We start from the raw sequence: 13,052 nt of genomic DNA, 5'->3' as shown, positions 1-13,052 counted from the left end.
GGTCGGCACCGGCGGCCAGGGCCGCCGCCGCACCGGCTGATCCCCTCCCCGCTCCCTGCACCGACGGGCAGTGCTCCGCGCACTGCCCGTCGGCGCGTCCGCTACCGGACCAGCCTGCTCTGCAGCTGCGCCAGCGTCCGCAGGTCCAGGCCGAGGCCCTGCGTCAGGTAGCCGTAGAAGCTGCCGTAGTCGGCCTCCATCTGCGCCGTCGCCGAGTCCAGGTAGTCCTGGCGGACCTCCTGGAGCGGGATCAGCAGATCCGGGTTCTGCATGAGGCCCGACTGCTTGAGGCCCGCCCGCACTGATGCGTCGTAGGCGGCGCGGAAGGTGTTCGAGGCCAGGTAGTCGCGCTCGGCGGTGTCCTCGGGGACGGCGAGGGCGCGCAGCAGCACGTAACTCATCCAGCCCGTCCGGTCCTTGCCGGACGTGCAGTGGTACAGGACCGGGCCCTGCCGGCCGTCCGCGAGCTCCCGCAGCGTTGCGGCGAACTGCGCCCGGTTCCCGGCGTCCGTCACGAACGTGCGGTAGATGGCGCGCATGTAGGCCTCGGCGCGGCCGCCGCCGAGCATCTGCTCCTGGGTGACCGGGTCCCCGCTGCCGATGGCCCCGACGAGCGTCCCGTAGAGGCCGAGGTCGCTGACCGGGCGGGCGGTGGCGGAGAGTCCGGCGGGCAGCCGGTCGGCGCCGTCGTACTGGACCTCCATGGGGATCCGGAAGTCGATGACCTTCGTGAGGCCGAGACCGGAGAGGGTGGTGACGTCGGCGTCGGTCAGCTTGCCCAGTGCGTCGGAGCGGTAGACGAGCCCGTGGCGGACCTGGCCGCCGGTCCAGGTGCGGTGGCCGCCGAGGTCGCGGACGTTGACGGCGCCCTGGAGGGTGATCCGGGAGTACGTCTCGGCCCGCTGGTGGTGCCGGGCACCGGACGCGGCTGCGGGCGCCGCCGCCGCATACGCGGCGGACGGCAGGGCGGCGAGGGTGAGGGCGGCGACGGCTGCTGCGGCCGCTCTGCGGATTCTGACACGGCTCATGAAGGCGACTCCTGTGACGGAGAAGGGGGATCACCCTGGTGGTGGCAGGGCGTCGAGCGGGTGCGGTTCGTGCGGTTCGTGCGGGCCGTGCAGACGGTCCAGCACGGAATGGGCCTCGGCCATGAGGCGCGTGACGAGCTCCGCACAGGACGGGAGATCGTCGATCACCCCCGCGACCTGGCCCGATGCCATGACCCCGAGGTCCGTTCGGCCCTCGACCATGGACGCCTTGAGGAGCATCGGAGTGTTCGCGGCGAGCAGCACCTGGCTCCAGGACAGGTCCTTGCCGTGCTTCATCGCCAGGCCGTCGCGGACCATCTGCGGCCAGCTCAGACCGGACTGCTCCCGCAGGGCCGCCGCGTGCCGGACCGCCCGCACCAGCGCCCGGGCACGGCCCGCCCGTTCCAGGGAGTCGACCAGCTCCGTGCGGAGCATGCGGTGCGGGAGCCCGTCGACGGCCCGGGTCACGGTGACGTCCCTGACGGTCGCCTTCAGGTACTCGGCCTTCACCGCGTCCGGGACGGTCGAGTCCGAGGTCAGCAGGAACCGCGTGCCCATCGCGATGCCCGCCGCCCCGTAGGCCAGGGCGGCGACCAGACCGCGGCCGTCGGCAAAGCCGCCCGCCGCGACCACCGGGATGTCCACGGCGTCCACGACCTGCGGCAGCAGCACCGTCGTGGCTACGTCCCCGGTGTGCCCGCCGCCCTCGCCGCCCTGCACGATCACCGCGTCGGCGCCCCAGGCGGCCACCTTCTCGGCATGCCTCCGGGCCCCGATCGAGGGGATGACGACCACCCCGGCGTCCTTCAGCCGCCCGATCAGCTCCTTGGAGGGCGCGAGCGCGAACGAGGCAACCTGCACCCCCTCGTCGACGATCAGCCGGACGCGCTCGGGTGCGTCCCCGGCGTCCGCGCGCAGGTTGACGCCGAAGGGGGTTCCCTCCGGTAGGCGGGACCTGACCTCGCGGATCGCCGACCGCAACTGCTCCGTGGTCATCGTGGCCGAGGCGAGGATGCCCAGGGCGCCGGCGCCCGCCGCGGCCGACACCAGCCGGGGGCCCGCAACCCAGCCCATGCCCGTCTGCACGATGGGGTGCTCCACCCCGACCAGCTTCGTGAACGCCGTTTCCACCGGATCAGCCCCGCACTTCCCGGTCGCGCAGACCCTTCGGATCGATCACCTCGCGGATCAGCCGCAGCTCGTCCCCGGCCGGCTCCCGGGTGTACGGGACCTCCTCGGGCAGTGCCAGCTCGAAGCCGGTCGCGGCCCGGACCTGCTCGACGGTGACCCCGGGGTGCAGGGAGGCCAGCCGCATCGTGCGGCCGGGGCCGGTGAAGTCGAAGACGCCCAGGTCGCTGACCACCCGGGGCAGCCGGTGGAACCGGGTCACCCCGGCCTCGACGGCCCGGTCGTGGCCGACCCCGCTGACCATGTCGACGCGCTCGACGAAAACCCGAGTGGAGTGCTTGGGGATCCAGTAACTCACCGGATTGTTCAGGGTGTTCACGGGTGCGCCGCGTACCCCGAGCAGCTGGCGGGACGGCCGCTCCCAGTCGCCGATGCAGGAGATGTTCTGGTTGCCGAACCGGTCGATCTGGCTCGCGCCCATCATCACGTGCCGCCGGCCGCCGGTGACCAGGGTCAGGTGGCGCCGGTACGGGAGCCAGCCCTCGGGCGTGCCGTCGAGCCCGACGAGCATGGCCTCGCCGTCCGTCAGCAGCAGGTCAGGGGAGAAGGTCCGCTTCGCCAGCCGGGCCCCGAAGGAGGGGATCAAGCCCATCGGGCTGGCGAGCACCTCGCCGTCACCCCGCCAGGCCTCGGCACACGCGATCACGCAGTACTCGGCGCGGGTGACGGTCGTCGTGGTCACTGCTGCTCCTCGTGCCAGGTCCGGACGGCCGACCGGTAGTCGTGCTCGGTCGCCCCGGACAGGAAGCGGGCCGAGAACTCGGTCCAGGGGGTGCTTGCGTAGAGCTTCTGGAAGGCCTCGTCGCGTCCGTAGTCGGGGGCGCAGGAGGTGAAGTGCGCACCGTTGGGGGCCTCGACCACCCCGGTGACGGAGTGCCGGCTGACGAGGAGGGACTGTGCCGGCCCGGCCTTGGCGAGCTCGGCGGTCTCCACGAGCTGCTCGCAGGAGACGTAGGCGGCTTCGGCGGCCTCGCAGAACAGGTCGTCGAAGTACGGATCCGGGCCCAGGTACTGTGCGTTGCCGAGGCGGTCGGCCCGGTTGAGGTGGACCAGGGCGGCGTCCATGCGCAGGGCGGGGACGGCGACGAGCTCCTCGCCGTCGGCGTAGGGCGAGGTCACCGTGCGCAGTTCCGGGTTGACCCGCATCACGTCGGAGCCGAGCCCTGCGCGGACCGGCAGGAAGGGCAGCCGGTTGGCCGCGGCGTGCAGGCCCCACATGAACATGGCCTCGTCGTACTCGGTGAGCACGAAGGCGGCCCGCTCGCGGGCGGCCCGGAAATGCGGCTCCAGGGCGATGGAGTCGAGGGTGGCGAAGGGGGCGACGAGCCGGCGGATCCGGCCCGCGGCCGCCAGCAGGCCGACGTCGGGGCCACCGTAGGCGACCACGGTCAGATCGGTGATCTCGGACCGGAGCAGAGCTCTGACCAGGGCCATGGGCTTGCGCCGGGACCCCCAGCCGCCGATCCCGAGGGTCATTCCGCTGCGCAGCTGCCCGACCACCTCTTCGACGGTCATGGACTTGTCGCTCATGCGCGCTCTTCCTTCCCGAAGGTGTCGCGGACCCGGTCGGCCACCCCGCTGAGGTTGGCCTCGAAGGTGAAGCCCTGTTCGAAGCGGTAGCTGCGGCGCACGTCCACGGGGTCGATGCCGTTGATGGCCGCCTTCGCCAGCCGGATCAGGCAGCCGTCCTTCCTCGCGATCTCGGCGGCCAGTTCCAGGGCGGCGCCGCGCAGCGCCCCGGGCGGGACCACCTTCCAGACCGAGCCGTGGGCGCGCAGTTCCTCGGCGGTGGCGGTGCGCGAGGTGTAGTAGAGGGCGCGCATCAGGTGCTGGGGGACCAGCCGGGCCAGGTGGGTGGCGGCGCCGAGCGCGCCCCGGTCGAGCTCGGGCAGACCGAAGACGGCGTCGTCGGAGGCGATGATCGCGTCGGCGTTGCCGACCAGGCCGATCCCGCCCCCCAGGCAGAAGCCGTGCACGGCCGCGACGACCGGCACCTCGCACTCGTAGACGGCGGCGAACGCCTCGTAGCAGCCGCGGTTGGCGCCGATCAGGGCCGCGTGGCCGGTGGCGCGCTGCAACTCCTTGATGTCGACGCCCGCGTTGAAGCCGCGGCCTTCGGCGGCGAGGACCACGCAGCGGACCTTGGGGTCGCGCCCCGCCGCCCGCAGGGCGTCGGCCAGGTCGTACCAGCCCCGTACGGGCAGTGCGTTGACGGGTGGGAAGTCGACCGTGACCAGTGCGACGCCCTTGTCCGGTCCGGAGGTGGAGACACCCATGAGAGGATCAGCTACCTTTCCACCAAACATTTGTTAGGCAGGGAAGGTAGCAGCCCATGGAGCTCGACGGGAGGGTTGTCGTCGTCACCGGCGGCACCAGGGGCGTCGGCGCCGGCATCGCCCGGTCGTTCCTCGCGGCCGGCGCGCAGGTGGTCGTCTGCGCCCGGCGTCCCCCCGGTGAACCGGTGGCGGCGGACGGCCGCGAGGCGTCCTTTGCCGCGCTCGACCTGCGCGACCCGGCCGCCGTACGGGACTTCTTCGCCACGGTCGCCCGCCGCTACGGGCGCCTGGACTGCCTGGTCAACAACGCGGGTGGGACCCCCTACCGGCTCCTCGGGGAGGGCGACGCCGAGCGCCACGCACGGGTCGTCGAGCTCAACCTCCTCGCCCCCATGACGGCCTCGCTGGCGGCACGCCCCTGGCTCGGGCGGGCCCGGGGCTCGGTGGTGATGATCGGCAGCGTCAGCGGGAGCCGCCCCTCACCGGGCACGGCGGCGTACGGGGCGGCCAAGGCGGGCCTGGAGAACCTCGCCCGGTCCATGGCCGTCGAGTGGGCGCCCGAGATACGGGTGAACTGCCTGGTCCTCGGCATGGTGCGGACCGAACGCGCCCACCTGCACTACGGGGACGAGGCCGGGATCGAAGCCGTCGGCGCGACCGTCCCGCTGGGGCGGCTCGCCGAACCGGCCGACGTGGGCGACGCGGCGGTCTTCCTCGCCTCCGACCGGGCGCGGTACGTGAGCGGAGCGAGCCTGCTGGTGCACGGCGGCGGGGAGCGCCCGGCGTTCCTGGATGCGGCAACTGTCAACAAGGAGAGCTGAGATGGCGGGACTGTGCGAGGGCCGGGTCGTGATCGTGACGGGTGCGGGACGGGGGCTGGGTCGGGCCCATGCGCTGGCCTTCGCCGCGGAAGGGGCGAAAGTCGTCGTCAACGACCTCGGCGTGGGGCTGGACGGGCTGCCCGGGCCGCACAGCCCGGCGGCCCAAGTGGTCCGCGAGATCGAGGAGCTCGGCGGCGAAGCCGTCGCGCACGGCGGGGACATCGCGACGCGGCAGGGCGCGGACTCCCTCGTGGAGGCAGCCCTCGACGCCTTCGGGAGCCTGGACACGCTCGTCAACAACGCCGGTTTCCTGCGGGACCGGATGCTGGTGAACCTGGACGAGGACGACTGGGATGCAGTCGTACGGGTCCACCTGAAGGGCCACTTCCTGCCGCTGCGGGCCGCCGCCGGGTGGTGGCGGGCGGAGGCGAAAGCCGGCCGCCCGGTGGCGGCCCGGGTGGTCAACACCTCCTCCGGGGCCGGGCTGCTGGGCTCCGTCGGCCAGGGCAACTACAGCGCCGCCAAGGCGGGCGTCCTCGGCCTGACCCTGGTCGCCGCCGCCGAGATGGGCCGGTACGGGATCCAGGTCAACGCGATCGCCCCGGCCGCCCGGACGCGCATGACCCAGCGGACCTTCGCACAGACCATGGCCGCCCCCGAGGACGGCGGCTTCGACGCGATGGCCCCCGAGAACGTGTCACCGCTCGTGGTCTGGCTGGGCGCGGACGCATCGGCCGGGGTGACCGGTCGGGTCTTCGAGACCGAGGGCGGACGGATCACGGTCATGGAGGGCTGGCGGCCGGGCCCCGCTGCCGACCGCGGAGCCCGGCGCACCCCCGCGGAGGCGGGCGAGACCGCCCTGAAGCTCCTCGCGCAGGCCCGGCCCCCGCTCCCGGCGTACGGCTCCGGCCGAGGGTAGGGCCTGCCCGCCCCGCCCGCCCCGCCCGCCCCGCCCGCCGGGCGGCCGGCGCTACCGCGCGGACACCGCCCTGGCCATGTCCGTGGACGGCTTCTCCAGGCCCAGCATCTCCAGGGCCGAGTCCATTTCCGCCTGGAGGGGAGGCTCGGTCGCCTCGCCTCGCCTCGCCTGCGACGCGGGCGGCCTGGCGGGGGCCCGCCTGCTGAGGCCGGGAACGGAAGCGGGCCCGGCCCCCTGGCGAGGGGTCGGGCCCGAGTCTTCGTTGGTGCGTTGAGGTATGACTACCCGCTGGGCCCACCGGCTGAACCGCCGTCGGGCCATCATGTTGTGCGCGGGGGCCGCGCGGGGGCCGCACGGGGGTCCGCGCGCGGATCGGGCGCGCGGACCGCGTGCGGGGGAACCGGGCGGTTCCGTCCGCGCGTCAGGAGAGCTTGCCGCCGTAGTCCGGCAGCTTGACGGTGCGCTCGGCGTGGCCGCCGACGAGGTCGGTGGGGCTGTTGCCGATGTTGGCGATGATCGTGTAGCCGCGCGCCTCGATCTCCGCGCGCTTGGCCGTCTTGTAGGTGCTGACCTCCTCGAAGAGGTCGGGCAGGTCGCGGACGTAGAGCCCCGACACGGGGTAGCCGACGGCCTTGAGGTTGTACTCGGTGAGGGAGTGGATGATGCCGGGGCGGGCCGTGACGAAGAAGACGGCCACGCCGCGCGCGTGGGCGTACTGGGTGAGTGCGCGGACCTTGGTGATCGCCGGCGTCGGGAAGGTCCAGAACCAGTGGAAGTCCGTCTCCAGCGAGGTGTTGTCGATGTCGAGGACGAGGGCCGGCTTTTCCCCGGCGGGCGCGTTCGCGATGCGCTGCTCGATGCCCGGCCGGGCCGCGTCGACGATGGCGGCCACCTCCCGCTGCCAGGCGGTGTAGTCGATGCCGAGGAGCACCGCGTTCCCGCCCGGCGCGGAGGCGTTCACCGATGCGGAGACGGGTGCGGGTGCGGCGGCGGGGGCCGCCTCGGCCGCCGTGGCCGGAACGAGCGTCAGGACGGCGGCCGCCGCGGCGAGGCCGGCGGCGGCGGTACGGGGCGTTCGAATGCGGCGGGACAGGGGCATGTGGGGTGCTCCTCGGTCACGAATTGACATGGACGTGACCAGAGTTGGCGAGAACCGCATCCGTGTCTACTGGCCGGTAGGAAACTTTTCGCGACCGATCGGTGAATGATCAAGCCAGGTCCGCCCGGACCGGCCCCCGGGGGCCGTCGGGACTACGTGTCGCACTCCAGCACCGTGCGGCACAGGCCGCACCGCGCCCGCAGCCGCCCGCGCACCGGCACTCGCACCCGCTGGGCGCACACCGGGCACGGGAAGCTGACGCGCAGTCCGGGGCCGGACCCCTCGCGCTCGAAGCGGTACGCCGACCCGCCGGCCGGGGCGGCCCCGGTGCGCCGTGCCATCGCGTACCGCCGCCGCGCCAGCGGGCCCGCGGCGGCGAGCGGTGCCCGGCGGTGGTCCCGGGCCGCCAGCGCGCTCCCGCGCACGTAGGCCTCGTACGCCTGGGGGCTGGTGAACCACGGGGACGGGTCTTCGCCCAGCAGCGCTGCGCGCTTGGCGAGCACGTAGCCGAACTCCTCCGGCGTCAGGTAGCCGAACCGCTGGTGGGTGAGCGCGTCCTCGCGGTAGGCGTCCAGGAGCAGCCAGCCCGCCCCCAGGTAGGCGGCGGCGGTGTCGGTGAGGATCTCGTTCTCCGCCGGATCGGGGAAGGCGAGTGCCAGCCGGTGCAGCAGCACGTGGGCGACCTCGTGCGACAGGGCGGCCGCCAGGTCCCGCCGGTGAGTGCGGAAGCGGTCGTTGACCTCGATGAAGTACTCCGGGCCCGCGGTCAGTTCCACGGTGGCCGCATCCTCCATCGGTCGGAAGGCGATCACCGTGCGGGCGTCGGGCAGCCGCAGCGCGCGCACCATCGCCGAGGCGATCCGCTGTGCCCCCAGGTGCAGGTCCTCGGAGGCGTCGAAGGCCGCGTCGGCGGGGGAGAAGCTGGTGGCGTAGGCGCAGATCCCGTCGGCCGACAGGTGCCGGTAGAGCGCGGTGATCGAAGCGCGCACGGTCGCCAGGTGCGGAAAACCGTGCTCGATGATCCCGCCCGGACCGCCGTTCTTCTCCATCGGGCCCTCCTTTACCGCAATCCCTGCCGCCCCGGGGGCGGTTGGCCGAAACTACGTTCTTGTTGGCCGCCGCTTTTCTGATGTGTCATGGACTCGTCATTCCCCGATGACGCGCACGGCCCAACCCCCCACGAAAGGCAGTGTGTTGACTGTGTCCAGCCTTGTGCGATTCATGAAGCGCACCCTCGCCGTCGGGGCCGTGGCCCTCGCGGCCGTCAGCCTCCAGCCCGGCACCGCCAGCGCCGGCCCGGTACCCGTCGTGGGCGGCACCCGAGCCGCCCAGGGCGAGTTCCCCTTCATGGTGCGCCTCTCCATGGGCTGCGGCGGCGCCCTCTACACCCAGCAGATCGTCCTCACCGCCGCCCACTGCGTGAGCGGTTCCGGCAACAACACCTCCATCACCGCCACCGCCGGAGTCGTCGACCTCAAGAGCTCCAGCGCCATCAAGGTCAAGTCCACCAAGGTCCTGCGCGCCCCCGGCTACAACGGAACCGGCAAGGACTGGGCCCTGATCAAGCTCGCCAAGCCGGTCAACCTGCCCACCCTCAAGATCGCCGAGACCAAGGCCTACGACAACGGCACCTTCACCGTCGCCGGCTGGGGCGCCACCCGCGAGGGCGGCGGCCAGCAGCGCTACCTCATGAAGGCAACCGTGCCCTTCGTCTCCGACGCCGCCTGCAGCGCCGCCTACCGGGACCTCGTCCCCGGTGAGGAGATCTGCGCCGGCTACCTCGGCCAGGGCGGCGTCGACACCTGCCAGGGCGACTCCGGCGGCCCCATGTTCCGCCGCGACGACGCCGGAGCCTGGATCCAGGTCGGCATCGTCAGCTGGGGCATAGGCTGCGCCCGTCCCGACTACCCGGGCGTCTACACCGAGGTCTCCACCTTCGCCGCCCAGATCAAGAGCGCCGCGGCGACCCTGTAGCCCCCACGGGCCCCGCATCGCCCCGTCCTTCCGGCCCGGTGCCAACCGGTCGGGAGGACGGGGCGCACCCCCTTCCGGGCGGCGCACACCGGCCGTCGCGGTCGTTGCGGTCGTCGCGGACGACCGGCGGACGGCCGCAGCCGTCGGCCGGACCGCCCGCGTGAGCCGAGCCGGCCGGACACCGGAGCCCGCGCCGCCGACGACGGGAGGGCCGCCCTGGCGGCGGTCGCAGCATCGGCCCGGCGCCCCGCTGTCCGGCGCCCCGCTGTCCGGCGCCCCGCTGTCCGGCGCCCCGCTGTCCGGCGCCCCGCTGTCCGGCGCCCGCGGGCCGGAGCGGGACGGCCGCCGCGTCACCCGGTGCCGCCCGTTCGGCAGCGGCCGGCCACGCATCGTCATCGTCGCCGCCTCCGCCCTCCACGCGTACGTCACGCGGCGCTCCACCGCGGAGCGCCCGGTCTCGCCCTCGAAGACGCGCGCCGGGCCGTCGCGGTTGAAGCCGTTCGGGCAGCAGCTGCCGGAGACCGTCCCGCCGCACCCGCCAGCACCCTGCGGCCACCGCGCGGGCCGTCCCGAGCCTTGAGCCGTCACCGCCGTCCGGCGCCTGCGGCCCGGCCCCTGCCCGACGCCGCCCCGGCCGCCGTCTCACAGGCCGACTACCCCCGCGACCTGCGGCCCCGCGCCACGTATTCTCGGGGACCATGAACACCAGCGACCTCGACAACGGCACGGGCGACCGCCGCGGCGGCACCGCCGACGGCACCGCCGACGGCATCGACGAGAGCGTCACCGCCGAACTCGCCCGCCTGCGGGACAGCATCGACAACATCGACGCGGCCGTGGTCCACATGCTCGCCGAACGCTTCAAGTGCACCCAGCAGGTCGGCCACCTCAAGGCCCGCCACCAGCTGCCCCCCGCCGACCCCGGCCGCGAGGCCAGCCAGATCGCCCGGCTCCGCCAGCTCGCCGAGAACGCCAAGCTCGACCCCGCCTTCGCCGAGAAACTCCTCAACTTCATCATCGCCGAGGTCATCCGCCACCACGAGACGATCGCCGCCGGCGAGGAATAGCCACTCGGGGTCCGGCCGCCCCCTGGGGCAGCATGGGCCCCATGTCCGCACTCACGCGCAACGAAGCGCAGCTCCGAGCCCAGCTCCTCGACGTCCACCATTACGCCGTCGCCCTCGACCTCACCGGCGGCGACGAGACCTTCGACTCCACCACCATCATCCGATTCACCGCCCGCACCGCCGGCGACACCTTCGTGGAGCTGAAACCGGACGCGCTGCTCTCGGCGGCCCTCGACGGCGAACCCCTCGACCCCGCCGCCCTCGACGACAACCGGCTGCCGCTCACCGGCCTCACCGAGGGCCCCCACGAGCTGCACCTCGACACCCGCATGCGCTACTCCCGCACCGGCGAGGGCCTGCACCGCTTCACCGACCCCGCCGACGGACAGACGTACGTCTACAGCCAGATGTTCCTCGACGACGTCCAGAGGGTCTTCCCGGCCTTCGACCAGCCCGACCTCAAGGCGGTCTTCGAGTTCACCGTCACCGCTCCCGCAGGTTGGACCGTCCTCGCCAACGGCATCACCACCCGCCTCGCCGACCGTCCCGCCACCGGCGAGCGGCCCGCGGCCGGCGTCTGGCAGTCCGCGCCCACACCCGTCATCTCCACCTACCTCGCCGCCGTCGCCGCCGGCCCTTGGCACAGCGTGACCACCCAGCACGCCGGACTGCCGTTCGGCATCCACTGCCGGCAGTCGCTCGCACCGCACATGGACGCCGACGCCGACGAGATCCTCTCCATCACGAAGGACTGCTTCGACCGCTACCAGGCCAAGTTCACCGAGCCCTACCCCTTCGACTCCTACGACCAGGCCTTCGTCCCCGAGTTCAACGCCGGCGCCATGGAGAACCCCGGACTCGTCACCTTCCGCGACGAGTTCATCTACCGCTCCGCCGTCACCGACACCGAACGCCAGTCCCGGGCCATGGTCATCGCCCACGAGATGGCCCACATGTGGTTCGGCGACCTCGTCACCCTGGCCTGGTTCGACGACATCTGGCTCAACGAGTCCTTCGCCGAGTACATGGGCTACCAGACCCTCACCGAAGCCACCCGCTTCACCGACACCTGGACCGACTTCGGCGTCACGCGCAAGCCCTGGGGCTACGACGCCGACCAGCGCCCTTCCACCCACCCCGTCGCCCCCGCCCCCGACGACGTCCCCGACACCGCCTCAGCCCTCCTCAACTTCGACGGCATCTCCTACGCCAAGGGCGCCTCCGCCTTGCGCCAGCTCGTCGCCTGGCTCGGTGAGAAGGACTTCCTGGCCGGCATCAACACCCACTTCGCCCGCCACAAGTTCGCCAACGCCTCCCTCGCCGACTTCATCGACTCCCTCGCCGCCCACACCGAACGCGACGTACGCGCCTGGGCCGACGCCTGGCTGCGCACCACCGGCATCGACACCCTCACCCCGCGCATCGAGGACCCCGAAGGCACCAACGGCTGGACCCTCACGGTGGACCGCGACGGCAGCCGCCCCCACCACATCGCCGTCGGTGTCTACGACCGCGACCCCGCCGACGGCCGCATCCTCGAACTGCGCGAACTGCTCGACCTCGACGTCCCTTCCGACGAGATCATCTCGGCCGGGGGCACCCGCCCCGCACTGCTCCTCCTCAACGACGCCGACCTCACCTACACCAAGGTCCGCCTCGACGAGACCTCCCTCGAAACGGTTCTGCGCGGCCTTTCCGGCATCCCTGAGGCCCTCACCCGCGCCGTGGTCTGGAACTGCCTGCGGGACATGGTCCGCGACGGCGAACTCGCCCCGCAGGACTTCCTGGCCGCGGCGGGCGCGCACCTGCCCGAGGAGCACGACCTCGCCATCGTCCAGGGCGTCCTCGCCTTCGCCCGTACCCAGATCGCCGACCGCTACGTCGCCCCCGAGGACCGGCGCGAGGCGCTGGCCACCCTCAGCACCATCGCCCGTGACCTGCTCCGCCGCACCGAGGACGGCTCCGAACCCGGCATGCGGCTCACCGCCGTACGCACCCTCGTGGACAGTGCCGCCCAGCCCGACACCATCGCCGCCTGGCTCGCCGACGACACGGTGCCCGGAGGCCCCGCCCTCGACCCCGAACTGCGCTGGCGCATCCTCACCCGGCTCGCTGTCCTCGGCGCCGTCGGCGAGAGCGAGATTGACGCCGCCGTCGCCGCCGACCCCAGCGCCACCGGCGAGGAAGGCGCCGCCCGCTGCCGCGCCGCCCTGCCCACCGCCGAGGCCAAGCAAGCCGCCTGGGACCGCCTCTTCCATGACGACAGCCTCTCCAACTACCTCTTCAGCGCCACCGCCCAGGGCTTCTGGCAGCCCGAACAGGCCGACCTCGTCGCGCAGTACGTGCCCCGCTACTACTCCGAGGCCGTCGCCCTCGGCGCCCGCCGCGGGCCCGCCATCGGCGAGGCCGCGGGCCGCTACGCCTTCCCGGCGCACGCCGTCGACGAGGCCAACCTCGCGGCCGGCCAGGACTGCCTCGCCGACCCCGACGTGATCCCCCTCCTGCGCCGCAAGCTCGTGGACCAGCTGGACGACCTGTCCCGCGCCCTCCGCGTCCGCCGCTAGGCCTGCGGGCCGCCCGGCAGAACGGGGGCGGGTCCGCACGACCCGCCCCCCCCCGCTCCCGACCCCGGCGGGGTCGCGCGTCCGGGGACGGGAGCGGGTGGGGTGCGGTCCGGGAC

The 13,052-nt window shown here is 73.2% G+C and carries 13 protein-coding genes; 6 read left to right on the top strand and 7 right to left on the bottom strand.

Annotated elements, in window-relative coordinates; genetic code table 11:
• Positions 1 to 101: 101 nt before the first annotated feature.
• From ACFW2G_RS06905 to ACFW2G_RS06885, 5 genes are read right to left on the bottom strand one after another with little or no spacing between them, the layout of a single operon-like run.
• Entirely contained in the window at positions 102 to 1,028 is a 927-nt protein-coding gene (locus ACFW2G_RS06905; protein WP_384581863.1) for a tyrosine-protein phosphatase, read from the bottom strand.
• Positions 1,029 to 1,058: 30 nt separating this feature from the next.
• The gene (locus ACFW2G_RS06900; protein ID WP_384581865.1) at positions 1,059 to 2,159 is read right to left on the bottom strand and encodes an NAD(P)H-dependent flavin oxidoreductase; all 1,101 of its coding nucleotides are present in this window, start codon (positions 2,157 to 2,159) and stop codon (positions 1,059 to 1,061) included.
• Between the two features lie 4 nt (positions 2,160 to 2,163).
• Positions 2,164 to 2,898 (bottom strand): CoA-transferase subunit beta, encoded by a 735-nt coding sequence (locus ACFW2G_RS06895; RefSeq protein ID WP_037926736.1) that lies wholly within the window; start codon positions 2,896 to 2,898, stop codon positions 2,164 to 2,166.
• Positions 2,895 to 3,746 carry a CoA transferase subunit A gene (locus ACFW2G_RS06890; protein ID WP_037926733.1) on the bottom strand — a complete coding sequence of 284 codons (852 nt, stop codon included), beginning with the start codon at positions 3,744 to 3,746 and terminating at the stop codon, positions 2,895 to 2,897. Before ACFW2G_RS06890 ends, ACFW2G_RS06895 begins: the two co-directional genes overlap by 4 nt.
• The gene (locus ACFW2G_RS06885; protein WP_037926730.1) at positions 3,743 to 4,492 is read right to left on the bottom strand and encodes an enoyl-CoA hydratase family protein; all 750 of its coding nucleotides are present in this window, start codon (positions 4,490 to 4,492) and stop codon (positions 3,743 to 3,745) included. The genes ACFW2G_RS06890 and ACFW2G_RS06885 overlap by 4 nt, the downstream gene beginning before the upstream one ends.
• A gap of 56 nt (positions 4,493 to 4,548) precedes the next feature.
• Here ACFW2G_RS06885 and ACFW2G_RS06880 point away from each other — a divergent pair, with 56 nt between their 5' ends.
• Positions 4,549 to 5,313 (top strand): SDR family oxidoreductase, encoded by a 765-nt coding sequence (locus ACFW2G_RS06880; protein ID WP_384581867.1) that lies wholly within the window; start codon positions 4,549 to 4,551, stop codon positions 5,311 to 5,313.
• A 1-nt stretch (position 5,314) separates the two neighbouring features.
• Positions 5,315 to 6,232: an SDR family oxidoreductase gene (locus tag ACFW2G_RS06875; protein WP_037926724.1), complete on the top strand. Its 918-nt coding sequence runs from the start codon at positions 5,315 to 5,317 to the stop codon at positions 6,230 to 6,232.
• Positions 6,233 to 6,653: 421 nt separating this feature from the next.
• On the opposite strand, the gene ACFW2G_RS06870 is transcribed toward ACFW2G_RS06875, so the two are convergent.
• Together ACFW2G_RS06870 and ACFW2G_RS06865 are read right to left on the bottom strand one after the other, a co-directional pair.
• The gene (locus ACFW2G_RS06870; protein ID WP_384456129.1) at positions 6,654 to 7,331 is read right to left on the bottom strand and encodes an HAD family acid phosphatase; all 678 of its coding nucleotides are present in this window, start codon (positions 7,329 to 7,331) and stop codon (positions 6,654 to 6,656) included.
• A 152-nt stretch (positions 7,332 to 7,483) separates the two neighbouring features.
• Positions 7,484 to 8,380, bottom strand: a complete 897-nt coding sequence (locus tag ACFW2G_RS06865; RefSeq protein WP_384581869.1) for a hypothetical protein — start codon at positions 8,378 to 8,380, stop codon at positions 7,484 to 7,486.
• A gap of 172 nt (positions 8,381 to 8,552) precedes the next feature.
• Between ACFW2G_RS06865 and ACFW2G_RS06860 the strand changes: the two genes are divergently transcribed.
• The 4 genes from ACFW2G_RS06860 (at position 8,553) to pepN (ending at position 12,936) form a co-directional block, all read left to right on the top strand.
• Positions 8,553 to 9,305 (top strand): trypsin-like serine protease, encoded by a 753-nt coding sequence (locus ACFW2G_RS06860; protein ID WP_236647798.1) that lies wholly within the window; start codon positions 8,553 to 8,555, stop codon positions 9,303 to 9,305.
• Positions 9,306 to 9,465: 160 nt separating this feature from the next.
• Positions 9,466 to 9,885: a hypothetical protein gene (locus ACFW2G_RS06855; RefSeq protein ID WP_384581871.1), complete on the top strand. Its 420-nt coding sequence runs from the start codon at positions 9,466 to 9,468 to the stop codon at positions 9,883 to 9,885.
• 118 nt (positions 9,886 to 10,003) lie between these two features.
• Positions 10,004 to 10,372 carry a chorismate mutase gene (locus tag ACFW2G_RS06850; protein WP_384581873.1) on the top strand — a complete coding sequence of 123 codons (369 nt, stop codon included), beginning with the start codon at positions 10,004 to 10,006 and terminating at the stop codon, positions 10,370 to 10,372.
• A gap of 32 nt (positions 10,373 to 10,404) precedes the next feature.
• Positions 10,405 to 12,936 carry an aminopeptidase N gene (gene pepN / locus ACFW2G_RS06845; protein WP_172671386.1) on the top strand — a complete coding sequence of 844 codons (2,532 nt, stop codon included), beginning with the start codon at positions 10,405 to 10,407 and terminating at the stop codon, positions 12,934 to 12,936.
• Positions 12,937 to 13,052: the final 116 nt, after the last annotated feature.

It is taken from the genome of Streptomyces sp. NPDC058880, assembly GCF_042742535.1.
GTDB lineage: Bacteria > Actinomycetota > Actinomycetes > Streptomycetales > Streptomycetaceae > Streptomyces.
Note: the sequence above shows the minus strand (reverse complement) of the source record. Positions and strands in the feature narration are given on the sequence as shown.

Bases quoted from the DNA above. Each gene is read 5' to 3' on its own strand.
- ACFW2G_RS06905 (WP_384581863.1), bottom strand. From the start codon at position 1,028: ATGAGCCGTGTCAGAATCCGCAGAGCGGCCGCAGCAGCCGTCGCCGCC.
- ACFW2G_RS06890 (WP_037926733.1), bottom strand. From the start codon at position 3,746: ATGAGCGACAAGTCCATGACCGTCGAAGAGGTGGTCGGGCAGCTGCGC.
- ACFW2G_RS06885 (WP_037926730.1), bottom strand. From the start codon at position 4,492: ATGGGTGTCTCCACCTCCGGACCGGACAAGGGCGTCGCACTGGTCACG.
- ACFW2G_RS06880 (WP_384581867.1), top strand. From the start codon at position 4,549: ATGGAGCTCGACGGGAGGGTTGTCGTCGTCACCGGCGGCACCAGGGGC.
- ACFW2G_RS06875 (WP_037926724.1), top strand. From the start codon at position 5,315: ATGGCGGGACTGTGCGAGGGCCGGGTCGTGATCGTGACGGGTGCGGGA.
- ACFW2G_RS06870 (WP_384456129.1), bottom strand. From the start codon at position 7,331: ATGCCCCTGTCCCGCCGCATTCGAACGCCCCGTACCGCCGCCGCCGGC.
- ACFW2G_RS06865 (WP_384581869.1), bottom strand. From the start codon at position 8,380: ATGGAGAAGAACGGCGGTCCGGGCGGGATCATCGAGCACGGTTTTCCG.
- ACFW2G_RS06860 (WP_236647798.1), top strand. From the start codon at position 8,553: ATGAAGCGCACCCTCGCCGTCGGGGCCGTGGCCCTCGCGGCCGTCAGC.
- ACFW2G_RS06850 (WP_384581873.1), top strand. From the start codon at position 10,004: ATGAACACCAGCGACCTCGACAACGGCACGGGCGACCGCCGCGGCGGC.
- pepN (WP_172671386.1), top strand. From the start codon at position 10,405: ATGGGCCCCATGTCCGCACTCACGCGCAACGAAGCGCAGCTCCGAGCC.